Annotated in this window: 24 protein-coding genes; 12 read left to right on the forward strand and 12 right to left on the reverse strand. The window is 70.7% G+C overall.

The features are described 5' to 3' along the window. Positions 1-267 precede the first annotated feature (267 nt). The 3 genes from ABZ857_RS14580 to ABZ857_RS14590 all read left to right on the forward strand — a co-directional run bounded on the left by ABZ857_RS14580 (position 268) and on the right by ABZ857_RS14590 (position 2,506). Positions 268-504 (forward strand): hypothetical protein, encoded by a 237-nt coding sequence (locus ABZ857_RS14580; protein WP_079312593.1) that lies wholly within the window; start codon positions 268-270, stop codon positions 502-504. 250 nt (positions 505-754) lie between these two features. After that, on the forward strand, positions 755-1,693 hold the full coding sequence (locus ABZ857_RS14585) for an aldose 1-epimerase family protein (protein WP_357042917.1): 939 nt from the start codon (positions 755-757) through the stop codon (positions 1,691-1,693). Positions 1,694-2,041: 348 nt separating this feature from the next. After that, entirely contained in the window at positions 2,042-2,506 is a 465-nt protein-coding gene (locus ABZ857_RS14590) for an ATP-binding protein (protein WP_357042919.1), read from the forward strand. 82 nt (positions 2,507-2,588) lie between these two features. Here ABZ857_RS14590 and ABZ857_RS14595 read toward each other — a convergent pair whose 3' ends face one another. Together ABZ857_RS14595 and ABZ857_RS14600 are read right to left on the reverse strand one after the other, a co-directional pair. Next, positions 2,589-6,047, reverse strand: a complete 3,459-nt coding sequence (locus tag ABZ857_RS14595; protein WP_357042921.1) for an NACHT domain-containing protein — start codon at positions 6,045-6,047, stop codon at positions 2,589-2,591. Positions 6,048-6,432: 385 nt separating this feature from the next. Beyond that, positions 6,433-6,963: a shikimate kinase gene (locus tag ABZ857_RS14600; protein WP_357042923.1), complete on the reverse strand. Its 531-nt coding sequence runs from the start codon at positions 6,961-6,963 to the stop codon at positions 6,433-6,435. An 87-nt stretch (positions 6,964-7,050) separates the two neighbouring features. Between ABZ857_RS14600 and ABZ857_RS14605 the strand changes: the two genes are divergently transcribed. From ABZ857_RS14605 to ABZ857_RS14615, 3 genes are all read left to right on the forward strand, one after another. Further along, positions 7,051-7,308, forward strand: coding sequence for a DUF6458 family protein (locus ABZ857_RS14605; protein ID WP_357042925.1), 258 nt, complete (start codon positions 7,051-7,053; stop codon positions 7,306-7,308). Positions 7,309-7,352: 44 nt separating this feature from the next. Further along, positions 7,353-7,745: a ChaB family protein gene (locus ABZ857_RS14610; protein ID WP_357042927.1), complete on the forward strand. Its 393-nt coding sequence runs from the start codon at positions 7,353-7,355 to the stop codon at positions 7,743-7,745. Between the two features lie 141 nt (positions 7,746-7,886). Beyond that, positions 7,887-9,704 carry a hypothetical protein gene (locus tag ABZ857_RS14615; protein WP_357042929.1) on the forward strand — a complete coding sequence of 606 codons (1,818 nt, stop codon included), beginning with the start codon at positions 7,887-7,889 and terminating at the stop codon, positions 9,702-9,704. A 126-nt stretch (positions 9,705-9,830) separates the two neighbouring features. On the opposite strand, the gene ABZ857_RS14620 is transcribed toward ABZ857_RS14615, so the two are convergent. Beyond that, positions 9,831-10,853, reverse strand: coding sequence for a WYL domain-containing protein (locus tag ABZ857_RS14620; protein ID WP_357042931.1), 1,023 nt, complete (start codon positions 10,851-10,853; stop codon positions 9,831-9,833). A 62-nt stretch (positions 10,854-10,915) separates the two neighbouring features. Between ABZ857_RS14620 and ABZ857_RS14625 the strand changes: the two genes are divergently transcribed. Further along, on the forward strand, positions 10,916-13,195 hold the full coding sequence (locus ABZ857_RS14625) for an excinuclease ABC subunit UvrA (RefSeq protein ID WP_357042933.1): 2,280 nt from the start codon (positions 10,916-10,918) through the stop codon (positions 13,193-13,195). Between the two features lie 6 nt (positions 13,196-13,201). Here ABZ857_RS14625 and ABZ857_RS14630 read toward each other — a convergent pair whose 3' ends face one another. The 4 genes from ABZ857_RS14630 to rfaE2 all read right to left on the reverse strand — a co-directional run bounded on the left by ABZ857_RS14630 (position 13,202) and on the right by rfaE2 (position 17,847). Continuing rightward, positions 13,202-15,070, reverse strand: coding sequence for a transketolase (locus ABZ857_RS14630; protein ID WP_357042935.1), 1,869 nt, complete (start codon positions 15,068-15,070; stop codon positions 13,202-13,204). Between the two features lie 69 nt (positions 15,071-15,139). Then, positions 15,140-16,132, reverse strand: coding sequence for an SDR family oxidoreductase (locus tag ABZ857_RS14635; RefSeq protein ID WP_357043148.1), 993 nt, complete (start codon positions 16,130-16,132; stop codon positions 15,140-15,142). A 10-nt stretch (positions 16,133-16,142) separates the two neighbouring features. Further along, complete coding sequence (locus ABZ857_RS14640; RefSeq protein ID WP_357042937.1) at positions 16,143-16,391, reverse strand: hypothetical protein; 249 nt, start codon at positions 16,389-16,391, stop codon at positions 16,143-16,145. A gap of 10 nt (positions 16,392-16,401) precedes the next feature. Further along, the gene (gene rfaE2 / locus ABZ857_RS14645; RefSeq protein ID WP_357042939.1) at positions 16,402-17,847 is read right to left on the reverse strand and encodes a D-glycero-beta-D-manno-heptose 1-phosphate adenylyltransferase; all 1,446 of its coding nucleotides are present in this window, start codon (positions 17,845-17,847) and stop codon (positions 16,402-16,404) included. A gap of 375 nt (positions 17,848-18,222) precedes the next feature. On the opposite strand from rfaE2, the gene ABZ857_RS14650 reads away from it, so the two are divergent. Both ABZ857_RS14650 and ABZ857_RS14655 read left to right on the forward strand, forming a co-directional pair. Beyond that, complete coding sequence (locus ABZ857_RS14650; RefSeq protein ID WP_357042941.1) at positions 18,223-19,275, forward strand: glycosyltransferase family 9 protein; 1,053 nt, start codon at positions 18,223-18,225, stop codon at positions 19,273-19,275. Beyond that, a complete protein-coding gene (locus tag ABZ857_RS14655) occupies positions 19,272-20,369 on the forward strand; it encodes a DNA topoisomerase IB (RefSeq protein ID WP_357042943.1) in 1,098 nt (365 codons plus the stop codon). Before ABZ857_RS14650 ends, ABZ857_RS14655 begins: the two co-directional genes overlap by 4 nt. Here ABZ857_RS14655 and ABZ857_RS14660 read toward each other — a convergent pair. Further along, positions 20,329-21,252: a glycosyltransferase family 9 protein gene (locus ABZ857_RS14660; protein ID WP_357042945.1), complete on the reverse strand. Its 924-nt coding sequence runs from the start codon at positions 21,250-21,252 to the stop codon at positions 20,329-20,331. The two genes, ABZ857_RS14655 and ABZ857_RS14660, sit on opposite strands and share 41 nt — an antisense overlap. A gap of 25 nt (positions 21,253-21,277) precedes the next feature. Then, entirely contained in the window at positions 21,278-22,486 is a 1,209-nt protein-coding gene (locus ABZ857_RS14665; RefSeq protein ID WP_357042947.1) for a glycosyltransferase, read from the reverse strand. A gap of 568 nt (positions 22,487-23,054) precedes the next feature. On the opposite strand from ABZ857_RS14665, the gene ABZ857_RS14670 reads away from it, so the two are divergent. Both ABZ857_RS14670 and ABZ857_RS14675 read left to right on the forward strand, forming a co-directional pair. Then, the gene (locus tag ABZ857_RS14670; protein WP_079312565.1) at positions 23,055-23,300 is read left to right on the forward strand and encodes a BON domain-containing protein; all 246 of its coding nucleotides are present in this window, start codon (positions 23,055-23,057) and stop codon (positions 23,298-23,300) included. Next, the gene (locus ABZ857_RS14675) at positions 23,297-24,025 is read left to right on the forward strand and encodes a metallophosphoesterase (protein WP_357042949.1); all 729 of its coding nucleotides are present in this window, start codon (positions 23,297-23,299) and stop codon (positions 24,023-24,025) included. The genes ABZ857_RS14670 and ABZ857_RS14675 overlap by 4 nt, the downstream gene beginning before the upstream one ends. A gap of 83 nt (positions 24,026-24,108) precedes the next feature. Here the strand turns inward: ABZ857_RS14675 and ABZ857_RS14680 are convergent, their stop codons facing one another. Beyond that, on the reverse strand, positions 24,109-24,258 hold the full coding sequence (locus ABZ857_RS14680; RefSeq protein WP_167530303.1) for a GPGG-motif small membrane protein: 150 nt from the start codon (positions 24,256-24,258) through the stop codon (positions 24,109-24,111). A gap of 120 nt (positions 24,259-24,378) precedes the next feature. On the opposite strand from ABZ857_RS14680, the gene ABZ857_RS14685 reads away from it, so the two are divergent. Then, the gene (locus ABZ857_RS14685; RefSeq protein WP_357042951.1) at positions 24,379-25,341 is read left to right on the forward strand and encodes a TIGR03557 family F420-dependent LLM class oxidoreductase; all 963 of its coding nucleotides are present in this window, start codon (positions 24,379-24,381) and stop codon (positions 25,339-25,341) included. Positions 25,342-25,389: 48 nt separating this feature from the next. On the opposite strand, the gene ABZ857_RS14690 is transcribed toward ABZ857_RS14685, so the two are convergent. Both ABZ857_RS14690 and ABZ857_RS14695 read right to left on the reverse strand, forming a co-directional pair. Beyond that, the gene (locus ABZ857_RS14690) at positions 25,390-25,881 is read right to left on the reverse strand and encodes a DUF6328 family protein (protein WP_357042953.1); all 492 of its coding nucleotides are present in this window, start codon (positions 25,879-25,881) and stop codon (positions 25,390-25,392) included. Between the two features lie 268 nt (positions 25,882-26,149). After that, on the reverse strand, positions 26,150-26,653 hold the full coding sequence (locus ABZ857_RS14695; protein ID WP_357042955.1) for a DUF1360 domain-containing protein: 504 nt from the start codon (positions 26,651-26,653) through the stop codon (positions 26,150-26,152). Between the last annotated feature and the right edge of the window lie 39 nt (positions 26,654-26,692).

A 26,692-nucleotide genomic window follows, 5' to 3' on the forward strand; every position in this document is an offset into this window, starting at 1 on the left:
CGCGGCGGAGAGACCAGGACAGATAACTCCCTATGGCCTGATCCCTAACCTTTTCCGAATACCAGTGTCATACAGCGCTCCGGCATGACACGGGTGGTGCGGGAGGAACGGGGATCAAGTCGCGGTGAAGTCACCGCAACCGGCGGAAGATCTTCACCAGGGCCGGGGTGGCGGGCCCGCCGGAAGGGGGAGACCGCTTCTCACTACCAATCGTGTCCGGATGAGCACATCGTTGTCTCCCGGCACAGAGCCTGGAGGTGGTGACGAGTGCGGTTCTCAGCCGAGGACGCTGCCTGGAGACAACTGAGCAGCGAGTACGCCGGTCGCTGGTCGATCTGGAGGAGCGACGCCGGCCGCTGGTACGCGACCCGGCTGACCCGGTCGCTCTCCCGGATCGAGATGGACCGGGGCCTGATCATGACCGCATGCGGCGAGAGCGCTGAGGAACTGCGCGCGCTGCTCACCGCGCAGGAGGGCCTGGCGGGCCAGACGCTCTCCTCGTGACGCCCGGACGTGGGCCCGGCCCGCCGGGCTCACGGCCCGAGAGCCCGGCCGGGGTTCGGCCCCGAAACCCCGCCGGGGCTCCGCCCAGGAGCCCACCGGGGGCCCACGTCTCACGCCGAGCCCGGCGCGAACCCCCGCCGTCCGGAGGCCGCCGCCGGGACGCCGCCGGGACGCCCGCCGGGACGCCGCCCTGAGACGTCCCCGCCGGGCCCCCTGAGAGGGTGGCGGAACGGATGGGAAAATCCCTCTCATGACAGAACCAGCGGTTCGCGAACCCGTTCCCCCGACCGGCACGCAGCACACGATCGCCGCGCACGGATACGCGGCGACCGTCACCGAGGTGGGCGGAGGGCTGCGCACCCTGACGCACCGCGAGCGGCCGCTGGTCATGTCCTACCCCGCGGACGCGCAGCCGGTGGGCGGCGCCGGGCAGTTGCTGCTCCCCTGGCCCAACCGGGTGCGCGACGGCAGGTACGACTTCGACGGCGAGACCAGGCAGCTCGCCATCACCGAGCCCAGGACCGGCAACGCCGCGCACGGCTTCGCGCGCCTGATGCCCTGGACGGTGCTCGACCGGGACGACGCCTCGATCCGGCTCGGGCTGCGGCTGTTCCCCCAGCTCGGCTACCCCCACGTGCTCGACCTGACGGCGTCGTACGCCCTGGGCGAGGCGGGCCTGGAGGTCGAGGTGTCGGCCGTGAACGTGGGAGACGGCGTCGCGCCGTACGGCATGGGCGCCCACCCCTACCTCACCCTCGGCGAGGAGACGGTGGACGAGGCCGTGCTGGAGGTGCCCGCGGCCGAGTGGACCCCGGTGGACGAGCAGAAGATCCCGGTCGGCCGCCGCCAGGTCGAGGGCACGGAGTACGACTTCCGCGACGGACGCCGCATCGGCGGCACGGTGCTCGACACCCCCTACACGGCTCTGCGGCGCGACGAGGACGGGCTGGTGCGGGCCCGGCTCCGGACGTCCGACGGTTCCCGGGGCGTGGAGCTGTGGGCCGCGCCCGGCGTCGAATGGCTCCAGGTTTTCACCGGGGACACGCTCGCCGAGCCGTACCGGCGGGCCGGAGTGGCGGTCGAGCCGATGAGCTGCCCGCCGAACGCCTTCGCGACCGGCGAGTGCCTGGTGCGCCTGGCCCCGGGGGAGCGGGTCGCCCACCGCTGGGGGATCACCGCGCTCGGGTGAAAGGCACGCCGTATCCGCCGGTGAAAGGGCCGTCGCCGGTCATGGTTGGAGATTCCGGTCTGCGCACATCCGAAAGCCCGGATGGGCTGATTTCAGTTATTTTCACGTCGGCGCCGGCCGCGTGGACGCGTCCCGCGGTCGCGGGGCGGGGGCCGGAGGTGCCGGACACGGTGGCGCTGACGTGGGCACACGCAGAGCGGAAGAGAAGACCGCCGGCGTTTTCCCTTCGGCGCGTATCACGGATCGGGCATTGACCAGAAACAATCTTGTTTCTTTGAATTCACATGGATGCGTTGCGTGCCGTATCTTGAGCCGTGGGAGCGCTCCCATGAGCCTAAGGAGGCGCGCGTGACTCTCCCCTTCGGTACGGCGCCGGTCGACCCGGCCCCCGTCTGGACCGCAGAATGCCTCCTGCCCGCCGTCGGCGCGAGTGTCGCGGAGGCGCGCGCCCTCGTGCGCCGCGAACTCGGCCGGTGGGGCCTGGACGAGCTCGTCGACGACTGCTCCCTCATCGTGAGCGAACTCGCCTCCAACGTCGTACGGCACGGCGGCAACGTCTTCACCCTCCGGCTCGGCAGCAACGGCACCTGGGTGTACGGCGAGGTCTTCGACCAGGGCGAGGGGGTGCCGCACCAGCGCGAGGCGGACATCGACTCCATCGGCGGGCGTGGCCTGCTCATCGTGGACGAACTCGCCGACGACTGGGGAGTCGCCAGTTCGAGCCGGGGAAAGACCGTCTGGTTCCTCGCCGGAGCGGGCAGCCCGTCGCCCCTGCCCGTCGTCCCCCACCAGATGCGCATCGCCGTCTGCTGACCACTCCTGTGGCGCCGCCGAGGCCGGGCCTAGCTGGTCGTGGACGGGTACGCACTGACGGCGCCGGTTCATACCGCCCTCCTCAGGGGTTGTACAGGGCAGCGTGACCGGTCGGCGCCACCCAGCCGATCAGTTGCCGAAGCCGTCGCGCTTCCGCGGCGTCGGTTGCCACCGCCAGGGACGCCGTCAGCGCCGTCACCGCTCGCTCGGCCGCTCCCAGACGCAGCAGGTGTTCGGCGGCCCGCCAGCGGAGCTCGGTCGACAGTGACGGTTCCACGCTGACCGCACACCAGAGCTCCACCGCCGCGTTCGCGTCGCCCATCTCTTCGAGAAGCACCGCCAACTGGGCGCGCTCATCGCCCGTCAGACCCGACGCCGCCTGGACGAGCGCCACGATCTGCGGAATCCGCCCTCGGCCCGCCACCCGGATCCAGGCCCGTACCGCTGCCTGGAGTTCGCCGATCGTCCGGCCTGGGTCGACCAGCACTTCCCTGCTCAGCGCTACGGCGGCTTCCTCATGCTCGTGCTTCACCAGGAGGGGCAGGAGGCCGGCGGCGAGAGCGGTGGAGCCGGCGGGGCGGGCGCGCATCATGCGGGTGACCTCATTGAGGGCTCCTGACCCTCCGTGCCGCAACAGCACGTCAGCGGCCTGCAGGAAATCGCTGTTCGGGGCTCCCGCGTCCTGAATTATCCAGTGTGCGATCAAGCATGCGGTGTCCTTGTCGTCGCGTCGTACCCGGTCGTGCATGGCTCCTGAGAGATAGTGCGGCCTGATACGGTGCTGCCTCAGCCAGTAGAGCGCCTCCTCGGTAGCGGCGGCGCCCAGCACCGAGAACAGCACCTCCGCCGCCCTGGCAAGTGCGAACGGATCGCCCGATCCGGGGGTTCGAAGGACGATGCGGGCCAGTTCCACGGCCTGCTCGGGATGTCCGAGCTGAACGAGCTGCTCCGCCACATTCGAGCGCTCGTCGCCGTTCCAAGGGACGTAATCGCGCAGGATAGTGAGCGTGCGCGCCGCTCCTTCCGCTCCGCATGTTTCCACATACGCCTCGACCACATTTCGGATGTCCTCATCGCTGGTGCTGTTGAGCAGGGTTTCACGAGCGTGAGGTTCGGCCAATGAGGGGTTGCCGGCGTCGAGAAACAGTTGCGCCAGCCCGGCATGCGCCCATTCGTTGGTGTGTGACCGCTTCTCGATTGCCTCCGCCATCTGCGGGACAGCGGAATCACCCGCTGCGGCCAGCCACGCTTCTCCCGCGAAACGCAGAAGGTCACCGTTCTGCTCATCGCTGCTCAGCATGGATCGGGCGAGATCGGCGATCCCCTCGACCTCGCCCAGTTCGACCAGCTCTGACATCGCCTGTACGCGCTGCCAGCCGTGGGCGCCTGCCAGTGCCCGCTTGAGTAATACGGCTCTCACCTCGGTCGCAGGGGCGTCCAGCACCGCCAGATGCGCGGCGATGCCGATCATGTCTGCTGGGTGGTCGACCCGCTCCGCCAGGTCGTGAAGCAGGTGCACCCCACCAGGGAGGTCGGCGACACGGGCGTAGGCGGCTGCGGCGGCGGCCCGAAGCGAGGTGGGCAATCCTTCCGTCCGCGTCATCTGGCGCAAGCGCTCGGCCAGCCGCTCGTTCCCCCGCAGTTCGGTCAGAGCGGTGAAGACCTTGTTCTCGGAGCTCGTCCACGAGCGTTCCAAGGGTTCACCGAGAAGGCGGTCGATGACGGCCTGCTCCAGTTCGGCGCCCATCGGAACGCCCGCGGTCACCAGACGAAGTGCCATGATCCTGTGCTGCAGGTCCTCGGCCAAAAGCATTCTCACGATGGTGGCGACCGCGTTGCCTTCCCGGCGAGCCCAGTGAGCGAAGGTGAAGAGCACATAGTTGCGTGACGCTTCGTTCGCGATTCGCTCTTTCCAATCAGCCAGCCCCGGGAATTCGGCCGGAATCTCCGCGGCCTCCTGCTTGGCTGCGATGAACTCCGCGAAAGAGCGGTGCAGGAAGGACAGGCCCGCCTCGTCGGACACCAGCACGCCGGTCTCCGCGAGCAGACGTTCGAGGTCTCCCTCCATTCCCTCTCGCAGTCGCAGACCATCAGGCAGGTTCCCGCGCACCCAGGAGGCCGCTGCGGCCGACAGCGATAGCGGACTCTGACGTGTGATCTCCACCTGGGCGAGGTAGGTGATCAGCCGGTCTTGCTGAGCCAGGATCCAGTCCGCAGCAGCGACACAGCCCAGTTCATCCCACCTGGTGCGGATTCGGTCACGGATGTCGACATGATGCCTTCGTGCATTGGCCAGATCGTCGAGGAACTTCTCGTAGAGCTCGATCCGGCCGCGGGGCAGCGATTTCCCCGGGTTGCGGGTGTAGAACGAAGCGGTGACGGTCGCGAGTAGCGGCACTTTGAGTAATTCGGATACTCCCGCCGCTTCTGTCTGCTCCAGAAAAGTCGAAGATGCTGCGGCGGCGTCGGCCACTCCCTGCGCGGTGAACCAGCGGCGCGCGAAGTCCCTCTGCCGAGAGCCGTCGAATCCGCTCAGAGTGTAGAAGCCGACGGCTCGGTCGTGCAGTGGCTCCAGTTCCTCCTGCGGCAGCGGCCGGGAGGTGATGATCAGCCGGTACGGCATTCCGCGATCGGACCGGACGGCCAGGCTGCGGAGAACTTCCTTTCGCTTCTCCGCTGAAGGAATTTCGTCCAGTCCGTCGACCACCACCAGCCATCGGACCCCGTAGGTGAGCTGCGTGAAGACATGCGGGTCCAGAGGCGCCGTCAGAGTGGCCGTCCGAGTGGCGTCGGCCAGCACCTCAGCCCAGCTCCTGGCCGTGAGGAGGCCGGCCGCGTGAATACGAAGCCCGATCACCGGTTCGGGGCACCAGAGCACCGCGTCGTCGTCGACGGACAGCCACGCGTGCGCGACCTGTCGCACCAGGAGTCTTCCCATGGTGGTCTTACCCGACCCCGGGCCGCCGGTGATAAACAGATGATCGTGATCTGCCAGAGCCTGGCGCAATGGAACTCCGGCAGGGGGTTCGGCAATCCGCCGGCGTTCCTCATCCGGCACCTGTGAGGAGCGCGAGACCGCGGGCCGCACATCCTGCTCCACGTGAATTTCGGAGAGCGCGGGCCTGGATACGCTGAGCAGACTGTAGGGAAACGGGTCAGCCGCCTTGAGCTGATCCGTCAGCAACTCCCTGAGTCTCTCGTCGGGGATGGGCAACTCGTCCCATCCCACGACCTGAACGCGCGGACGAACCTGCCCGGCGTCCACGCGCTTCGCCCGCCGCCACATCGGCCGTATCGCCTCGGGGTTCTGCCTCAGCGCCACGGCCATCGACGCTGTCGTCCGCCAGTTGAGGAGCCGTTCACCCCGAAAGAACTCGTAGACCGCATTCTTCGGGAGTGGGTATCCGGCCCTGCCCGCCTGGGAGATGAATGAGTGGATCGACAGATCCTCCGCTTGCAGACGCAGCTTGAACCAGCGGACGATTTCCTGGAGTTCAGGGCGTGCTTTGCGTTGGTGTTTGGTCCGTCTGCCGCCCGGCACAGTTCCCTCCCGGCACGCCTGAATTTCCCGCGTACTTCCTCACGCTAGAAGGAAATCACGGCTGCCAGGCAGCGTTTCCCTCGACAACCCCCGAGAGAAGGGTCGGAAGAGAACCGTGGAAGCACTTGCCTCGGCTCCCGTCGGCGTGTTGCTGTGCGGGATCGTCTGCGTCATCACGGGTCAGTGGTTGAGCTACCTGGCCGACGTGCATCGCGAAAACGCGCATACTCGCAGAGTCGAGTTGGCCGTACGGAACACGAAGTCCCGGCACCGGGAGGCGGTGGTGAGGGCGTGTGGTGAGGGACGCCTCCGTCGGTGACGCGTTGTACCCGGGCGAGAAGCGGCGGGCATGCCCGGGCCGGTTCGAGCTGTGCTTCGACGATCCTCAGCCATCGGACCGGGCCGCGGCACCGTCAAGGTGCGCGAGCACCGTGGCCGCGATCTCCTCGGGCCTGTGCGTGGAGGGGTCCACGGTCAGGTCCGCCACCTCGCGGAACCCCGGCAGCCGCAGATCGCGCTGCTCGGTCAGCATGCGTACCAGGTCGGGCTTGAAGTGCGGGCGGTGGGGGCTCGACTTCATCCGCTCGGCCAGCACCTCGGGCGGGCCGTCGAGGAACACCACGAAGGCGGGGGCCAGCGCGCGGCGCGTCCCGGGGTCCTCGACCGTGCTGGCGGCGGCCGCGATGACCGGGGCAGGACGGGCCGCCAGCGCGTCCCGCAGCACCAGCGCCTCGCGGGCGTGCAGCTCGTCGGCGCCCAGACCGGCGGCCATCGCGGCGGCGGTCGTGCCGTACCTGGCTTCCAGATCGGCGTCGCTGTCGCGCATGGGACGGCCGAGCGCGTCGGCGAGCAGCCGGGCGACGGTGCTCTTCCCCGCGCCCATGAGTCCCATCACCACAATGGGGGTATCGGTCATGGTTCGCATGCTGCCCTATGCGGGGACCGGCATGCGACGTTTGGAATCCGTGGAGGGGATAGAGCAGAAGGCGAAGGAGGAAAAGCCATGACCATCGCCGGAAGCATCATCCTCATCATGCTGGGGGCCATCCTCACCTGGGCGGTCGACTTCACCATCGCGGGCCTCGACATCCAGGTGATCGGGGTGATCCTCATGGTGGGCGGTCTGGCCGGGCTGCTCTTCGGCATCTGGCGTCTGACGACGGTCCGCCGCCGGACCACCGTCACCGCCGCCGCCCCCGTGGACGCCACCGCCACCCGCCGCCACGTGTACGAGGAGCGGCGCTACGACGACCCGATCTGACCCCCTCCAACGGACTTCCGACAGTCTGAAGGGAGGCATGGACCATGCCAGGACGTGAGGAACTGCCCTCGACCCTGGAGCGCTCGCCCAAGGAGGCCCAGGAGACGTGGATCAAGGCGCACGACTCCGCTGTCGAGACGTACGGCGAGGGCCAGCGCGCCCACCGTACGGCGTTCGCCGCGCTCAAGCACTCCTTCGAGAAGGTGGGCGACCACTGGGAGAAGAAGGAGGGGCGCGGACCGTCGGACGAGCAGGCGAAGAAGGGCACGCCGAAGCAGGGCAAGACGGCCGAGGGCGTCGACGCGAACGCCTCGAAGCAGCACCTCTATGAAGTGGCCGGCCGCCTCGGCATCCCGGGCCGGTCCAAGATGACCAAGGACGAGCTCGTGGACGCCATCAAGAAGGCCAACCGCAAGGCGACCGCCAAGGCCCGCTGAGGCGTCTCCCGTGCGCCGCCGACCGCCCCGGAAAGGGCCGTCGGCGGCGCTTTCGCATGCGCGGCGCCCTCAAGGTTTCTCAAGCGGATCACAAGGAGTGTTCAGCATCATCCTGTGCCTTCGTGTGAGAAAGGAAATCTCATGAGAAGGACAGCCTTGCTGCTGAGCGGCCTACTGCTCGGCGGCCTGCTGACCGCCACTCCCGTATCAGCGGCGACCTCCGCCGTCGCGCCGTTCGCCGCCGCGCCGTCAGCCGCCGCCCGCGCCTCAGGTGCGGCTGCCCCTACCGCGGCCGTCGGCCGCGTGAAGGCGAGCCCTGCCAGGCATTCCGGCGCCTGCCCCACCACCGTCGGCTTCTCCGCGGTCGTCGCCGCCAAGGGCAAGGGGACCGTCCGCTACCGCTGGGTGCGGGGCGACGGCGGCAAGAGCGCCATCAGGAGCATCCGCGTCAACGGCGCGCGCAAGGTCGTGGTGAAGGACCGCCAGACCTTCGACCGCACGACCTCCGGGTGGCAGGCCGTCGAGATCGTCGGCAAGCGTGGCCTGTCCGGCAAGGCGCGCTTCGGCGTGGCCTGCACGGGCCCCGTCGTCATCTGGGACACCGCCCACCCGTTGCCGGCCGCGCAGGACGAGCCGTTGGTCGCCGCCGCGCATGTGGTGGTCGCCCCGCCGGTCTACGACGGAGTCTGCCCCACGACCGTGACGTTCAGGGCCACGATCCAGGTGTCGCGCACTCCGGCGAAGGTCGGCTACCGGTGGATCGACAGCGCCACCGGGGAGGGTCGGCTGGAGTCGATCTCCTTCCCCGCGGGCGGGCCCCGCATCCGGCAGGTGATCCTGCCGATGGGCGTGGGCGACTCCACCAAGGGTTGGAAGGCCGTCCACATCGTCGGCCAGAACGGCCACGACTCCGGGCGGGCCCGGTATCAGGTGACCTGTAAGACTCCGCCGTCGTCACCTCCGCCGTCGTCACCTCCGCCGTCGTCACCCCCGCCCAGCCAGCCGCCGGCCCAGAAGCCCGCGACGGAGATCACGAGTCTGACCCCCGGCGACTACACGGGCACGTGCACCGAGCCGGTCGACTACCAGGCGGCGGGCCGGGTCACGCTGCCGGCCGGGCCCGCGCAGAAGGTCACCTACCGGTGGACGCTGGGTGACGCCCAGTGGAAGTACGACATCGACTTTCCCGCGGCCGCCCAGCCCCGGGTCCAGGACGTCACTGTCACCTGGCAGTTCACGTCCAAGGACGCCGGCTCCCACACGCTCGTGCTGAAGGCCGAGGGCGCGACCGCGTCATCGGAGCGCTCGTTCACCTTCGCCTGCAAGGCGCAGCCGGAGACTCCCACCCTGACCGCCCACTACCTCCTGACGCCCGATTACAAGGGGAGATGCACGACGGGCATCACCCTCCACGCCGCGGCGCTGGTGACGACGGACGTCGAGACCGAGATGCAGTACCGCTTCTCGGTGGACGGCAAGCCCGGCCCGCTCCAGAAGCAGTCGCTCAAGCCCGGGACGAACCAGGTGCTCAGCGAGGTGTGGGACGAGAAGGCGCCGAGCAACAAAACCGGCACCATCCGGCTTGAGGTGCTCAACCACAACCAGCCGGTCAGGACCGCGCCCTACACTGTGGCCTGTTTCGAGGAGGACACGTCCGCCGCCGTCCGCTTCAGAGACGTCTACAACCTCGCCTACTACGGTGACTGCGTCGAGAAGTCGGACATGTCGGTCAGCTTCACCCTGGCCGCGGCTGCTGGGACAGAGGTGACCTACCGCTGGCTGGTGGAGGGAAAGCCCATCATAGGAGAGGCCAAGACCACTATCGAGAACGACGGCGTGAAGCACCTGGGGCTGTGGTGGGCCTGGGACAAGAAGCCCAGCGGGCCTGTCCGGCTGGAAGTCCTCTCCCACAACAAGCCGAGTGCGGAGTACACCATCAAGACGACCTGCCAGAAGTGACGGACGGTATACCGCCCCCGGCGCCGCCCGCCGTCCCGGCCTCTCCGGCCGCGCGGCTCAGGGCGTGTGACTCAGGGCGTGTGACTCCGGGCGTGTGACTCAGGGCGTTGGGGGCGGGTCCGCCGTCTACCCGGCCTCGGCCGTCCCCGCCGCCTCCGTCCCCGCTGTCTCGACCGTCCCGGCCGTCCGCGGGCCGGAGGCGGCGAGGAGACGGCGGCCGAACGCGGCAAAGGCGTTCCGGAAGTCCGCGGGCTCGATGATGGAGAAATCGGCGTCGAGGTGGGCGAGGCCGAGGATGAGCCATTCCCAGGAGTCGAGCCAGACCGTGACCTGGGTCTCCAGGTCACCGGGTCCCCGGTGTATCTCGGCGTCCTCGAACTTCAGCGCGTCGGCGACCTGGTCGGGCCGTGCCCGCACGACGAGCCGTACGCGCCGGCGGTCCGCGTTGAGGCCCTGACGGAGATACGAGAGGGCCGCGTCGGCCGGCAGAGCGCGGGGAGAGTGCCGGACGCCGGTGCGCACGAGGTCGCGGACGCGGTCGAGGCGGAACACCCGCCAGTCGTCCCTGTCCAGGTCCCAGCCCAGCAGATACCAGCGCTGAAGCAGATGCATCTGCCGGTGAGGTTCCACCCGCCGGCGGCTCTGTTCGCCGTGCCTGTCGCTGTAGCCGAACCTCACGACCTCCCGGTCGCTGATCGCTTCGGCGAGACCGGCCAGCAGCGCCGCGCTCACGGCGGGCGCGAGTTGCCGGTCGGTCTCCAGGCTCGCCCGCAGCGCGGCCACGCGCGGACGCAGCCGCGCGGGCAGGAACTGGTCGAGCTTGCCGTACGCGCGGGTGGCCGCGTCGTCGAGGGTCCCGTCCTCGCCGGAACCGGAGGAGGCGAGAGTGGCGAGACCGAGCAACGCGGCGATCGCCTCGTCGTCGTCCAGGACGAGCGGGGGCATCGTCCGGCCCGCCACGAGCCGGTAGTGGCCGCCCGGTCCGGGTTGTGTCTCGACGGGATAGCCGTACTCCCGGAGCCGGTCCACGTCGCGGCGTACGGTCCGGGGGCTGACGTCCAGCCGCGAGGCGAGTTCGTCCCCGCTGAACGGCCGCCCCGTCTGCAGGATCGACAGCAGGGCCAGCATGCGTCGGGTCACGTCGGCCACCCGACCATCATGCCCGCAATCGCGGTCAGGTTCCGGCCGCGATTGCTCGTACGGTCGTGAGCATGGCTTCACCGCACATCTCCATCAGAGGGGCCCGCACGAACAACCTCCGCGGCGTGGACGTGGACATTCCGCGTGACCGCCTCGTGGTCTTCGCGGGCGTCTCGGGGTCCGGCAAGTCGTCGCTGGTCTTCGACACGATCGCGGCGGAGGCCGGCTACCAGTTGAACGAGACCTTCCCCCCGTTCGCGAGGAACCGGCTGCCGAAGTGGACGCGTCCCGACGTGGAGCACATCGACGGGCTCTCGCCGGTGGTGGTGATCGACCAACGGCGCCTCGGCGGCAACGCGCGCTCCACGGTCGGCACGATCACCGACACCTGGACCTACCTGCGGCTGCTGTTCTCCCGTCTGAGTGAGCCGCACGTGGGCGAGTCGAACCACTTCTCGTTCAACGATCCGGCGGGAATGTGCCCCACGTGCTCGGGGCTCGGCGACGTCGTCGTCACGGCCGTGGACCGCATCCTCGACCCCGACAGGTCGCTGCGGCAGGGCGCGATCCGGCTTCCCGGGTTCGGCGACGGCAACTACTGGTACTCCCAGTACGCCGACATCGGCGTGTTCGACCCGGACACGCCGCTGCGCGACTGGAGCCGGGACGAGCGCGACGCCCTGCTCCACGGCGGCGAGGCGGCGGCGCGGCTGGGGCGGCGGCTGCGTCGGCGGCTGGGGCGCGGGCTGCCGAAGGACTACGAGGGGGTCGTCGAGCGGTTCGAGCGGATCTACCTGCACACCTCAGGGGACCTGTCCGAGCGCAAGCAGGAGACGATTCGCCGGTTCACCCGGTCGCGGATCTGCCCGGACTGCGGGGGAGACCGGCTCAACGAGGCGTCCCGCACCGCCACCGTCCTCGGGCACACCATCGGCGAGCTGTCCCGGCTGGAGGTCGCCGAGCTCGCCGGGCTCGTGCGGGGCATCGACGCACCGGGTGTCGCCCCGGTCGTCGCCGCGCTGGCCGCCAGGCTCGACGCCATGGACGCCATCGGGCTGGGATATCTCAACGTGGCACGCGCGACGACGACGCTGTCGGGCGGCGAGTCCCAGCGCATCAAGATCGTGAAGCATCTGGGGTCGAGCCTCACCGAGATGCTCTACGTGTTCGACGAGCCCACGGCAGGGCTCCACCCCACCGACGTCGAGTCCATGACGAGGCTGCTGGAGCGGCTGCGCGACAGGGGCAACACCATCCTGGTCGTCGAGCACGACCCCGCCGTCATGGCCGTCGCCGATCAGGTCGTCGAGATCGGCCCCGGCGCCGGCGCCGACGGTGGCCGGCTCGTCTTCCAGGGCACGTTTCCCGAGCTCCGGCGGGCCGGCACCCCCACGGGACGCGCGCTCTCCCGGCCCGCACCGCTCAAGACGGCCCCGCGTACGGCCCCGCCGACGACAAGGGCGGCGATCACCGTCGCCGAGGCGACACGCAACAACCTGCGGCGCGTCACCGTGGACATCCCAGCCGGTGTGATGACCGTGCTCACCGGCGTCGCCGGCTCGGGGAAGTCCAGCCTGGCCGCCGAACTCGTCGAGCAGCACGGCGCGGTCGTGATCGACCAGAGGCCGGTCGGCGTCAACCGCCGGTCCACGCCGATCACCTACACCGGCATCGCGCCGGCCGTCCGCAGGTTGTTCGCCCGGCGCAACGGCGTGCCCGCCGCGCTGTTCAGCGCGAACTCCGAAGGCGCCTGCCCGAAGTGCGACGGGCTCGGGATCGTCTACACCGATCTGGCCTTCTTGGACGGCCAGGAGGTCGTCTGCGAGGCGTGCGAAGGGCGGCGCTTCACCCCCGAGGTGCTCGCCTACACCGTCGACGGCCTGTCCATCGCCGACGTCGACGCCCTGTCCGTCGACCAGGCCAGGCACCGGCTGCCCGACAAGGCCGTCGACCGGGCGCTGCGGCACCTGTCGCAGGCCGGTCTCGGCTATCTCCGGCTGGGCCAGCCGCTCACCACGTTGTCGGGAGGGGAGTGCCAGCGACTCAAGATCGCCAAGGAGCTGCGCGACGCCGAGCGGCCCACGACGTACGTGCTGGACGAACCCACCACGGGCCTGCACATGAGCGACATCGACGGCCTGCTCCGGGTCCTGGACGCGCTGGTCGACAGGGGCCACACCGTCGTGGTCATCGAGCACAACCTGGACGTCATCCGGCAGGCCGACTGGCTGATCGATCTCGGGCCCGGCCCCGGCAGGCACGGCGGGAACGTCCTCTACGAGGGGCATGTCGCGGACTACCCGCCGGACGCGGGGACGCCGACGGCCCGCGCCCTCGCCGCCCGCCGGTAGCGGTAGTCATCGGAGCAGGGACAGGACGGCCTCGCGGATGGCGCCCCTGTCGATGCCGGCGTCCTCCAACTGCTCCTGGGAGGTCGCGCTGCCGGGCATCCGCGACACGCCCAGCTTGCGCACCGACACCGACACCGACACTGGCACCGACACCGACACCGGCACCGGCACTGGCGCGTCCGCGAGCGTCGAGAGCACGGCGTCGCCGAGCCCGCCCTCCGGCCAGTGGTCCTCCACCGTGACGACCTTCCCGGTCGCCCTGGCCATCTCGACCAGTTCGGCCGAGTCGAGCGGCTTGATCGAGTACGCGTCGATCACCGTGACGGAGACGCCGTCCTCGGCGAGCAGGTCGGCGGCGGCGAGGGCCTCGTGCACGGTGACGCCCGCGGCCACCACGGTCGCCTGGCCGCCGGTGCGCAGGATCTTGCAGCCGCCCACCGGGAACTCCTCGTCCGGGCCGTAGATCACCGGCGTCTCGCCCCGCGTCGTCCGCAGATAGCGGACGCCCTCCAGGCCGGCCATGTCCGCGACCAGCCGGGCCGTCTGGTTGGCGTCGCAGGGATACAGCACTGTGCTGCCGTGCACCGCCCGGAACGCCGCGAGGTCCTCCAGGCCCATCTGGGAGGGCCCGTCCTCGCCGATCGACACCCCGCCGTGCGACCCCACCAGGCAGATCCCGGCCCGGCTCACCGCCGCCATCCGGACGAAGTCGTACGCCCTGGTGAGGAAGGCGGCGAACGTCGCGGCGTAGGGGGTCCAGCCGCGGGCGGCCATGCCGATGGCGGCGGCGACCATCTGCTGCTCGGCGATGTAGCACTCGAAGAAGCGCTCCGGGTGCGCCTTGGCGAACGCCTCCAGCTTGGTCGAGTCGGCCACCTCGCCGTCGAGCGCGACGACGTCGCCCCGCGCCGTGCCGAGCGCGGCCAGCGCCTCGCCGAAGGCCGTCCGCGTGGCCACCCGCTCGCCCACCTCGTACCTGGGCAGGTCGAGCGCGCCGCAGGCGTACCGGTAGGGCGTGGCGGGGGCGTCGGGCGCGGTGACCTCGACGGTGAGGGAGCGGGGCCCGCCGAGCTCGTCGAGCGCCTGTTCCGCGTCCTCAAGCGGCTTGCCGTGCTTGCCCTCGCGGTTCTCCACGGCCGACACGCCGCGGCCCTTGCAGGTCCTGGCGATGATCGCGGTCGGGCGGCGCCGCGTGGCCCGGGCGTCGGCGAGCGCGTAGTCGATCTGGCCGGGGTCGTGGCCGTCGATCTCGATGGTGTGCCAGCCGAAGGCGCCGAGCCTGGCGGCGTACGCGCCGAGGTCCCAGCCGTGCCGGGTGGGACCGCGCTGGCCGAGCCGGTTCACGTCGATGATCGCCGTGAGGTTGTTCAGCCCCTCGTGCCCGGCGTGCTCGAACGCCTCCCACATCGATCCCTCGGCGAGCTCGCTGTCGCCGCACAACACCCAGACGTGGTAGGGCAGGCGGTCCAGCCTGCGCGCGGTCAGCGCCAGCCCCACGCCCACGGGCAGGCCGAAGCCCAGCGAGCCGGTGGCCACGTCGACGAACGGCACCCGCGGGGTGGGATGGCCCTCCAGACGGCCGCCGCGCCTGCGGAAGGTCAGCAGCTCCTCGTCGGTGACGACCCCGGCGGCCTTGAGCATCGCGTACAGGAGGGGGGAGGCGTGGCCCTTCGAGAAGACGAGGTGGTCGTTGGCCGGGTTGGCCGGATCCGCGACGTCCACGCGCAGGTGACGCGCGAGCAGCACGGCCATCAGCTCGGCCGCCGACATCGAGGACGTCGGATGTCCCGAGCCGGCGGCCGCGGCGGCTCGGACCGAGTCCACCCGGAGCTGGGCCGCGAGTTCGCACAGGAAGCGGTAGTCAAGCTCGTCCATCGCCCCCGACTACCCCGGTACGCCCCTTCGTATCGCCGCAAAAGGTGCGTACGCGGAATTTTGTGGCCGTCAGCGGCGGCGCAGGCCGAGACCGGCGACGGCGGCGGCCCCGAGAGCGGCGGCGGTGACCAGGCGACGGTGCTGTGACATCCACAACTGCACGCTGCGGCCGTGCGACCGCCGGTCGAAGCTGCCGTGCGCTCCGTAGTCCTTGTCCTCGTCCGCGGGCTCCCACAGGTTGGACACCCCGGTCGGCGCCTTCTCGCCGGTGAGCTGCGACTTCACCCCGGTCCTGGCGAGGTAGCGGTCGAGCAGGGCGGGCACCGTCCGCTGGCCCATGATCGTGGCCGCGGTCATCCCGCCGACCCAGTACTCCTTGCGCTCCGGGTGCTCGGCGGCGTAGACGAGCGCGTCGGCGGCCACCTCCGGCTGGTAGATCGGCGGCACCGGCTGCGCGTGCCGCCGCATCCGGTTCAGCCCCCAGTCGAACTGCGGGGTGTTGAGCGCGGGGAGTTGCACCACCGTGATCTTCACGCCCGAGTCCTCGGCGAGCAGCTCCGTCCGCACCGACTCGGTGAACCCGACGATCGCGTGCTTGGCGCCGCAGTACGCCGACTGCAGCGGGATCGACCGGTAGGCCAGGGCCGAGCCCGCCTGCACGATGACGCCCTTGTCGCGCGGCTTCATCATCTCCAGGGCCACCCGGGTGCCCCAGACGTAGCCGAGATAGGTCACCTTGGTCTCGCGCTCGTACTCCTCGGGTGTGATCTCCAGGAACGGCGCGAACACCGTCGTGAACGCGATGTTGATCCACACGTCGATCGGGCCCAGCTCGGCCTCGGCCCGCTGGGCGGCCTGGCGGACCTGGTCGTAGTCGGAGACGTCGGCGGCGAAGGTCTTCCCGGTGCCGCCCTCGGCCCCGACGTCCACGGCGGCGCCAGCGAGGCCCGCCTCTCCACGTGCGATGAGCGCGACCTTCGCGCCCTCCGCTCCGAGCCGCCGGACCACCGCGCGGCCCACTCCGCCGCTCGCGCCGGTCACCACGACGACCTTGTCCTTCAGGCTCACCTCGTCATCCTCTCGATTGCGGCCCGCCGCCAAGTCTCTTCTGCTTGCGCACGGCGAAGGCCATGTAGATCGCGATGATCGCCATGAGCGCCACGACGATCCCGGTCAGCACCCAGATGCGCCCGACGAAGGAAAGCACCAGTACGGCGACGCAGAAGACCAGTGCGAACGACCCGATGCGGATGCGGATCACATCCATCGGGGTCGCCTCCACCATGGGCTTGCCCGTCGGCGAGCGTTGTTCTTCGGTCATGGAGGCCCCTCTACCCTCGAATCCGGTTCACTATCGCCGTGGTGGAGCGGTCCGGGACGTAACCGAGCACCCGCACCTCCCCGCCCAGCTCTCTGACCAGCTCCGCCTCGGGCAGCAGGTCGGGGTGGTAGTCGCCGCCCTTGACGTACACGTCGGGCCGGACGAGCCGCAGCAGCTCGGTCGGGCTGTCCTCGTCGAAGACGGTGATGTAGTCCACGCAGCCCAGCGCCGCGAGCACCGCCACCCGGTCCTCGCACCGGTTGATCGGGCGCTGCGGCCCCTTCAGCCGGGCCACGCCGTCGTCGCTGTTGACCGCGACGACCAGTACGTCGCCGAGCCGGGCGGCCTCCTCCAGGCAGGCGACGTGCCCGCGGTGCAGCACGTCGAAGCAGCCGTTGGTGAAGACGATCCGCCTGCCCTCGGCGCGGTCGCGCTCCAGGCACGCGGCCAGCCGTTCGGGCGGCAGCGCGGTGTCGGGGCGCAGCGCCTGCAGCAGGTCCTCGTGGGAGCAGGCGGCCGTTCCCTGCCGCCGCACCACCACGCTCGCCGCCGCCTGGCCGATGTCGGCGGCACACTCGGGCTCCGCGCCGGCCGCCAGGGCGAGCGCGAACGCCGCGGTGAAGGTGTCGCCCGCGCCGATGCTCATCGTGTCGGGCGCGGGGGTCGCGTACGTGCGGTGCGGCTCCCTGCCGCGCCGGTGCAGCAAGGTGCCCTCGCCGTCCAGCGTGGTGACCACGAGGTGGGCGCCGGTGGCCTCGATGAGGTCCTCCGAGCGCGCGGACAGGAACGCCACCCGGTCGTGGTCGCCCCCCTCGCCCAGCAGCCGCCGCACCTCGGCGTAGTTGGGCAGCACGGCCGTCGGCCGGCAGTCCCGCCAGGCGGCCACGTCGTGGGCGTCCACCACGAGGATCGGCGCGCCACGCGATCCCTCGCTCCGGTCGATGCTCAGGTCGCACAGCACCCGGCGGACGTTCGGGGTGCACACCCCGCCGCCGTAGTCGCAGGCGATGATGACGTCGGCGTCCGCCGAGAGCCGGGTGATCTGCTCGATGAGCTCGCGCTCGGCCGCCTCCGGCAGCGGCGCCTCGTCCTCCTCGTCGTACCGCGCCACGATCTGGCCGTCGGTCAGCACCCGGCGCTTGACCGAGGTCCGCCAGCTCCGCACGATGACCAGGCCCTCGATGTCGAGCCGTCCCAGGGTCGCGTTGAGCGTCGCCCCGGCGGGGTCGGCGCCGGTGACTCCCACCATGTGGACCCGTGCGCCGAGGGCGGCCAGGTTCACGGCCGTGTTGGCGGCGCCGCCCGGCTGGTCCTCGATCTGCTCGACGGTCACCACCGGCACCGGGGCCTCCTGTGCCATGCGCTTCGTGCGGCCCCGCAGCCACGAGTCGAGCATCACGTCCCCGACGACGACGGCTGTGACTTCACCGAAACGGTTGAGCGTCTCTTCCGTCATACAACGGCGGCTACCCCCGCAGACGCAGGGGAAACAACAGGCACGGCAGACCCGGCGGCCCGGTTTGGGGCCGCCGCACCGGGGTAACCGGGATCAGACGTCGCTCCACACGAGCGCTCCGCCGGGGGTTAACCGGCGGACCGGACGAATGGGGGGTGTCCGATGGACGAGGGGACGAAGCGGGTGGCCGTCCGTCCGCGGGCCGACTTGTGCCCATGAGCGAGCGGAGCGAGCGAATCGGTAAGCACGGTGCGTTTCGCGAATGCGGCCCCGAGCCGCCAGGCGAGGGGGTGGCATGAGCGAGCGGAGCGAGCGAATCGGTAAGCACGGTGCGATTCGCGAATGCGGCCCCGAGCCGCCAGGCGAGGGGGTGGCATGAGCGCGTTGCTCGTCGAAGGAGTCGAGCGTATCGCCGTGCTGAGGGCGAACGCCCTCGGCGACCTGCTGCTCGCGCTGCCCGCCATCGAGGCGCTCAGGCGGGCGTATCCCGCCGCCAGGATCACCCTGCTCGGCCGCGAGTGGCACGCGCGGTTCCTGCGGGGCCGCCCGGGCCCGGTGGACGAGGTGGTGGCGTTGCCGCCCATCTCCGGAGTCTCCTCCCCGCCCGACGGGCCCGCCGCCCCCGAGGAGCTGTACGAGGACCTGCGGCAGCGCATGTTCGACCTGGCCGTCCAGATGCACGGCGGCGGGCGTAACTCCAATCCGTTCATCCGCCGCCTCGGCGCGCGGGTGACGGCCGGCCTGCGCACCCCCGACGCCGCACCGCTCGACCGCTGGGTGCCGTACGTCCACTACCAGCACGAGACCCTGCGCTACCTGGAGGTGGCTGGGCTGCTCGGCGCGGCCGCCGGTGAGATCGAACCGAGGATCGCGGTCGTCAGGGAGGACTGGGCCGAGCTGAACCGCACGCTTGGCAAGGTGCCCCGGGGACTGGTGGCGATCCACCCGGGTGCGGGGGACCGGCGCAGGAGATGGCCGCCGGAACGCTTCGCCGAGGTCGCCGACCGCATCGGACGGCCGGTGGTGGTGACCGGCGTCGAGGAGGAGCGGGAGGTCGTCGAGAAGGTCGTCGCGCAGATGCAGACCCCGGCGAGGGCCGTCGTCGGAGAGCTGTCCCTCGGCGGGCTCACCGCGCTGTACGCCGCCTGCGACCTGCTCGTCTCCAACGACACCGGGCCGCGCCACCTGGCGGCGGCGACCGGCACGCCCACCGTGGGCGTCTACTGGTGCGGCAACATGATCAACTGGGGTCCGCTGAGCAGGGGTCACCAGCGGCCGCTGATCTCCTGGACGACCGGTTGCCCGGCGTGCGGGACACCCGCCGACCCCAAGCTGGGCATGCGGGAGTGCGGCCACCGCGACGTCTCGTGGGTGGGTGACGTGAGCGTGGACGACGTGCTCGAACAGGCGTGGGACCTGCTGCGATGAGCGCCGTCGCCGAAAAGGGCGCCGCGGAGAAGGCGGTCGCGGAGAAGACCCTCGCGGAGAAGGCGAAGGTCTTCGAGACGCCGCCCGTCGAGCTGCGGCCGAGCGACCCGGGCGAGCCCGGCATCCGGCGCCGGCGCCGCGGGCGCGGGTTCAGCTACACCTGGGCCTCCGGCCGGCCCGTGAAGGACCGCGCTACCCTGCGCCGGATCAAGTCCCTCGCGATCCCGCCGGCCTGGACCGACGTGTGGATCTGCGCCCATCCGAACGGCCACCTCCAGGCCGTGGGCACCGACTCGGCGGGCCGGCGGCAGTACCGCTACCACGACGAGTGGCGCAGGCAGCAGGACGAGGTCAAGTTCGACCACGTGCTGGAGATCGCCCAGCGGCTCCCCGCCTTCCGCGAGCGGGTCGCGCGCGACCTGCGCGGCGACGAGCTGAGCCGCGAGCGCGTGCTGGCCACCGCCGCGCGCATGCTCGACATCGGCTTCTTCCGCGTCGGCGGGGAGGAGTACACCGACTCCTACGGCCTGGCCACGCTGAAGACGTCGCACGTGAAGTGCGGCGATGGCAAGGTCGTGTGCCGCTACCTGGCCAAGGGCCGCAAGGAGCGGGAACAGGTGCTGGCCGACGCCGAGGTGTGCGAGGTGCTGACGGCGCTGTCGAAGGGGCACCGGGGCGAACTGCTGCGCTACCGCACGGACGAGGGCTGGATGGACGTGCGGAGCGCCGACATCAACGCCTACCTGAAGGAGACGTTCGGCACCGACGTCTCGGCCAAGGACTTCCGCACCTGGCACGCCACGGTCCTGGCGGCGGTCGGGCTCGCCGTCTCCCGCCCCGTACGCAGCGGCGCGGGGCGCAAGCGGGCGGTCTCCCGGGTGATGAAGGAGGTGTCGGAATACCTGGGCAACACGCCGTCGGTGTGCCGCGCCTCCTACGTGGACCCGCGCATCGTCGCGCTGTACGAGAAGGGACGGACGATCCCCCTCGAACGGCTGGGTGAGGACACCGGCGAGGGCCGGCTCGCCACCCACGGGCCGGTCGAGGAGGCCGTCATCGAACTCCTGCGCCGAGCGCCCGTACGGCGGCGCTGACCACCTGGGCGGCCGGGACCGCGGCGTCCAGGTGGTCGCCGCCGTCCACCTCGTGCAGGATCGGGTGCCGCCGGTCCGCGGTGGACACGAGCACGGAGGGCGTCCGGTAGGAGGCGGCGAGCCGTGTCATCGCGACGTCGCCGCTGATGACCAGCCGGGCCCCGGCGACCAGCGCGCACAGCTCCCGGAGCGAGGTGCGGCCCGCGAGCACGATCTGCGGCGGCAGCACCGCCCGGGTCGCCACGAGCAGGGCCATCGGCCGCTCCCGCGAGCTGCCGGTGATCACGACGGGGAGGCCCTCGTCCGTCAGCGTGCGGGCCACCTCGGCGAACCGGTCGGCGGGCCAGCGCAGCGACGTGCCGCCCGCGCCGGGGTGGATCACGACGGCCCCCGGCGCCGGGCTCGCGGTCAGGGGAGTGGGCAGCGCCGAGTCCTCGGGGTCGGCCGGCACGCCGTGCCACTGGAGCAGCCGGCACCACCGCAGCACCTCGTGCTCGCCCGGGTCCCACCACGGCCCTCTGATCCACGGGACGTCAGGGTTGGCGTACGCCCACAGGCGCGTGGTCCCCTCGCCCCGGTAGCGGAGATCCAGCAGGATGCGGTGGCTGCGCGGCCCGCGGCCGTGCAGGTTGACGGCGAGGTCCGGCAGGAGCGGCGGGTGGTCGGCGTCCTCCTCGCCGGGCCCGGGCCACGACAGCGGCGCGAGCCCGTACGCGGGCAGGATCCGGTCCACCGCGCCGGTCAGTGCGGCGAGTTCGCTCAGCTCGGGCGGGCAGGCCAGGACGACGCGCAGCCCGTGGCGGCGCAGGGCGCGCAATGCGGGCACCACGGTGAGCAGGCCCCCGATGCCGTCCGAGCGCAGCACGAGGGCCGTCGACGTCACGGGCTCACCTCAGAAGTCGGCAGGATCAAGAGGCGCTCCTTTCCAGCTCCCGGGTGGACAGGGCCCGGTCGTAGGCGGCCAGGGTCTCGGTGGCGATGCGGCTCCAGGCGTACCTCGCGCGGGCCCGGTCGGCCCCCGCGATGCCGTACGCCGTGCGCCGCACCCGGTCGTCGAGCAGCTTGCGCAGGGCCTTGGCCAGTACGGCGGGCTTGCGGGGCGGCACGAGAAGGCCGGTCACGTTGTTGACCACCGTCTCCTTCTGGCCGCCGACGGCCGAGGCGACGACCGGGACGCCGCAGGCCATCGCCTCGAGCGCCACCATCCCGAACGGCTCGTACCAGGGCACGGACACGACGGCGGCGGCCGAGCGCATCAGCGAGGGCAGCGTGTCGCGCCCGACCCGGCCGAGGAAGCGGACCCGGTCGGAGACGCCCGCCTGGGTCGCGAGCCAGCGCAGCCGGGTGACCTCGGGGTCGTGGTGCAGCTCGGCCGCCGGGGGACCGCCCGCGATGACCAGTTCGGCGTCCCGCAGGTACTGCAGCGCCCTGATGGTGGTCTCCAGGCCCTTGCGCGGCACGAGCCGGCCGACCGACAGCAGGCGCTGGCGCTCCGGCCGCTCCAGCGGCTCGACGTGGGGGTGGAAGGTGGTGACGTCCACCCCGCAGGGGACAACCCGGGTCGCGCGGCGCGGCACCCGCATGCGGATCAGCTCGTCGACCTCGTCGTTGCAGGTCGCGATGATGCCGTCGACGCGACGGCCGATGTGGGCCTCGGCCTCGATGCGCTCGCGCGGGCTGGTGTCCGCCGGGCCCTGGTGACGCCGCTTGACGCTGCCGAGCGCGTGGTAGGTGTGGACGACCGGGATGCGCAGCTTCTCCGCCGCGGCGAGCGCGGCCAGCCCGCTCATCCAGAAGTGGCTGTGCACGATGTCCGGCCGGTCGAACAGCCACCGGTCGTGCAGCCACTTCCCGAAGTGGGGGATCCAGGGAAGGATCTCGTCCTTGGGGATCTCGGAGGCGGGGCCCGCGGGGACGTGGACGACGTCCACACCCGGGCCGAAGGCGACGGTTTCCGGCAGGTCCTCGCGGTCCTTGCGGGTGTAGACGGTGACCTCGTGCCCGGCGCGGGCGAGCTCCCGGGCGAGGGCGGCGACGTGCACGTTCTGGCCGCCGGCGTCGACACCGCCGAGGGTGGCGAGCGGGCTGGCGTGCTCCGAGACCATGGCGATCTTCACTGGGGGTTCCTCCAAGAGCGGCAGTGGCGAATACCCGGCTCGGGGGTCAGGGAGTCCAGGTGTGCAGGCCCGGCGACCGGAACGGGGGCGGCGGCCGGTCGCGGCGTGCGGGAGCCGCCGGCGCGGACGCGGCCACGACGGTTCCCGGGGGTGGAAAGGCCCGCGACGACGGCGGCGCACGCATGGCGGGCCGTGACGGGCGGACGGTGGAGGGCGGACGCGCGGCCCGCGAGGACGGCGGCGCGCAGCCGGTGGGCGGTGCCCGAAGCGGCCCGTACGGGACGGGCGGCGACGTGGGGGCCGGTGGAGGGAGTGCCCGTGGAAGAGGTGGGGAAAGCGGTGCTGCCGATGCCCGCGGCGCTTCGGTCAGGGCCGGGTGTAGGCCGGTCACACATTCCCAAGACGCTCCTCCGTCACGGCATGCTCACGCCAAGGAGGTACCTGCGTCTTAGGCACCAGGAATACCAACAACCATATCCACCTTCGCGCCCGTCAAACCAGTGGTTTCGCCCGGAAAGGGCCGGGCAGCGCTAGCCATACGGAACCGAGGGGGACACGAGGGGAAGAGATGGAGACGCCGCACTATGTCGCGGCCCGCGTGCAGCGGGCTCTCGCGGAGGACGAACGGACCACCGAACTGGGCATTCGGGTGGATGTGCGAGGAGAGGAGGTCTACCTGCGCGGGCAGGTCTCCTGTGACGAGCGGCGGCACCAGATCGAGAACGTCGCCCGGGAGGCGGCTCCGGGCCTGCGTCTGCACAACGAGATCACCTTGGTGGAGGTGCGGGAGCCGGGAGAGGAGGAGCATCTGTGAGGGAGTTGCGGATCGCCGCCGTCGCGGACATCCATCTGGGCGAGGACCTGCGCGGCCACTATCGCAAGAAGATCGAGGGCATCGAGCGCCGTGCGGACGTGCTGCTGGTGGGGGGCGATCTGACCAGGCACGGCACGATCCCCGAGGCCCGGGTGGTCGCCGAGGAGCTGAGCGGCCTGCCCATCCCCGTCGTCGCCGTGCTGGGCAACCACGACTACCACTCCGACCACAACGAGGAGATCGTCGATCTCCTCCGTGACGCCGGCATCACCGTCCTCGACGACGAGGGCACGGTCGTCCCCATCGACGGCGTACGGCTCGGAGTCGCGGGCGGCAAGGGCTTCGGCGGCGGCTTCGCCGGGAAGTGCGCCAGCGAGTTCGGGGAGCCGGAGACCAAGGCGTTCGTCCGGCACACCAAGGAGATCGCCGAGCGATGGCGGCGGGCGCTCAAGGAGTTGGACGCCGATCACAAGATCGTGCTCAGCCATTACTCGCCCGTGAAGGACACGCTGATGGGCGAGCCGCCCGAAATCTATCCGTTCCTCGGCAGCTACATGCTGGCGGAGGCGGCCGACGCCGAGGGCGCGGATCTCTTCGTTCACGGTCACGCGCACGCGGGCACAGAAAAGGGCGTCACTCCTGGAGGCATCCGGGTGCGGAATGTGGCCCTTCCGGTCATCAAGCACGCCTACACCGTTTACTGCCTGAACGGCGACCATTGCTGATTCGCCGTGTTCCGCGAGACGGCGACCGGCCTCTTCGGCCGGCCGCCGTCCCGGTGTCCGCGAGCAGTGTGGGTGAGGCTCGTCTATGGATTGAAGATGCTGACGCCCCCGGGGCCGACGAGGAATCCGAGGACGATGAGGACGATCCCCCAGAGGATGTCCCGACGGGCCAGGATGACGTAGATCCCGGCGATTACCAGTACCACGGCGATGATCCAAAGCAGAGTAGCCATGGCCCTCCACTGCCCCTGCGAAGGGTCTCGTAACATCATTCAGCCCAGGGGCCGATTGAATTTGCCCCTCAAGCGCCCACTGTTACGTTTGCTAGACGCTATTCGGGCATGTGGTGATACATGACCACTTTCGGATATTTTCTCTCCAGCGAGGAGCATGACCCCAAGGAGCTGGTACGTCAGGCGAAACTCGCCGAGGAAGCCGGCTTCGAGGCGTTGTGGATCTCCGACCACTATCACCCGTGGCTGGACGAGCAGGGCGAGAGCTCGTTCGTGTGGTCCGTCATCGGGGCCGTCTCGCAGGCCACGTCGCTGCCCGTGACCACCGCGGTCACCTGCCCCATCATCCGCATCCACCCGGCGATCATCGCCCAGGCGGCGGCGACCGCCCAGATCCTGCTGGACGGCCGGTTCCGCCTGGGCGTCGGCACCGGAGAGGCGCTGAACGAGCACATCCTGGGCGACCAGTGGCCCCCGGCCGAGGAGCGCCAGCGCATGCTGGAGGAGGCCCTGGACGTCATCAGGGAGCTGTGGACCGGCGAGCTGGTGACGTACCGCGGCGAGTTCTACGAGGTGGACACGGCCCGGCTGTACTCGCTGCCCGGCCGGCCCCCGCCGATCTACATCTCGGGCTTCGGACCCAAGTCCGTCGAGCTCGCGGGACGGCTCGGGGACGGCTACATCCACACCGCGCCCGCCGCCGACATGGTCGAGGCGTTCCACAAGGCGGGCGGCGAGGGCAAGCCGTGCGCGGCCGGGCTGAAGGTGTGCTGGGCACACGACGAGGCCGAGGCGCGCAGGACCGTCCACCGGCTCTGGCCCAACCAGGGGATCCCGGGTGAGGCCGCCCAGCTCCTGCCGCTGCCGCGGCACTTCGAGCAGCTCTCGCAGCTCGTCACGGAGGAGGACGCCACCCAGTCGACGCCCTGCGGACCCTCTCCCGAGGCGCACCTGAGCGCGATCCGCGCGTACGTGGACGCCGGCTTCGACGAGGTCTACATCTCCCAGATCGGCAAGGAGCAGGAGGGGTTCTTCGAGTTCTACGCGACGCGGATCCTGCCGCGCCTGCGGGAGGCGGGCTGATCGCGGAAAGAGCGCGACCGCGGGCATCACGGTCGCGCTTGCGGATGTCTAGTCCTCGTTCCTGACCAGGCGCAGCGACAGGAGCGGTTGGACGAACCACAGCCAGGCGCACAGCAGCGCCACGCCGGCGCCTACCAGTGCGGCGGGCCCTGCGCTGGTCAGCGCGTCCAGAACCAGGGCGGTGGAGCAGGTCATCGACACGGCCAGGGCCAGCCCGCCCGCCACGCCCAGCCGGTTGGCCCGGCGCAGCAGCAGCTCCTTGAGCCCGGAACGGAACAGGATCCGGTGCTGGGTCGCCGGGGCGATCGTGCAGATCGACGCGACCGCCGCGCTGACGACCGCCAGGTAGAACAACCAGTTCCCGGTCGTGTCGATCTTGCCGAAGCCGGAGGAGAACGGCAGCGTCAGCAGGAACGCGAACAGCACCTGCACGCCCGTCGCGGCCACCCGGAGACCCTGCAGCAGCTCGCCGAGCTCGCGGTCGACGCGTTCTTTCGGGCTCTCGTCGGCGTTCTCCAGAGGCTCGAGCACCTCACTCATGCCACCCCCTCGCCCGACGCCTCGGGGTTGCGTCGCGCCGAAGGCGCGCAAGGCAGGGGTCGTGCCGAAGGCGCGCAAGGTAGGGGTCGTGCCGAAGGCGCGCAAGGCAGGGGTCGTGCCGAAGGCGCGCAAGGCAGGGGTCGTGCCGAAGGCGCGCAAGGCAGGGGTCGTGCCGAAGGCGCGCAAGGTAGGGGTCGTGCCGAAGGCGCGCAGCACAGCACCTCGCGAATCGCACTGTGCTGGTTGTTGGTTCGCTCGCTCCGCTCGCTCATTCCTCTGCCTTCCTCATGAGGCGTGCGTAGGCGAGCTGGAGCCAGTCGGAGATCGCCACGGCCGCCATGGTGGCCCCGGCCAGCCGGGTCACCCTCGGGAAGAACACGGTGCCCGCCGCGTATCCCGTCGCGACCCACTGGGACAGGCAGAACGGGCAGGTCAGCAGCTCGCCCACGGCGTGCTGCAGCCCGTGACCGCGGACCTTCTCATTGAGCTCCGCCGGGCCGGAGACTCCCTCGTACCGGGTGAAGGCGGCGCGAATGGGGCTGGTGACCGGGTCCTTCGCGAGCGTCCGCGACAGCCGGTGCGTGAACAGCCCCATGAGCATGAGGTCCATCACTTTGATCTTCTCGGGGGCCTTGCGACCCGTCAGCTTCGCCGCGGCGAGCAGCGCCGTGACGGCCCCGCCGTACACCGCGAGAACCCGTGTGTACGAGGCCAGCGGACGGTTGTCCTCCCCCTCGTACTCGCGCTTGATCTCCTGCAGGGTCTCGGTCATGAGCGCGCTCTACCCGGGATTGTTTGCGGCGAACATGGC

The sequence above is a fragment of the Microbispora sp. NPDC046933 genome, from assembly GCF_040644635.1.
In the GTDB taxonomy this organism is placed as follows: Bacteria; Actinomycetota; Actinomycetes; order Streptosporangiales; family Streptosporangiaceae; genus Microbispora.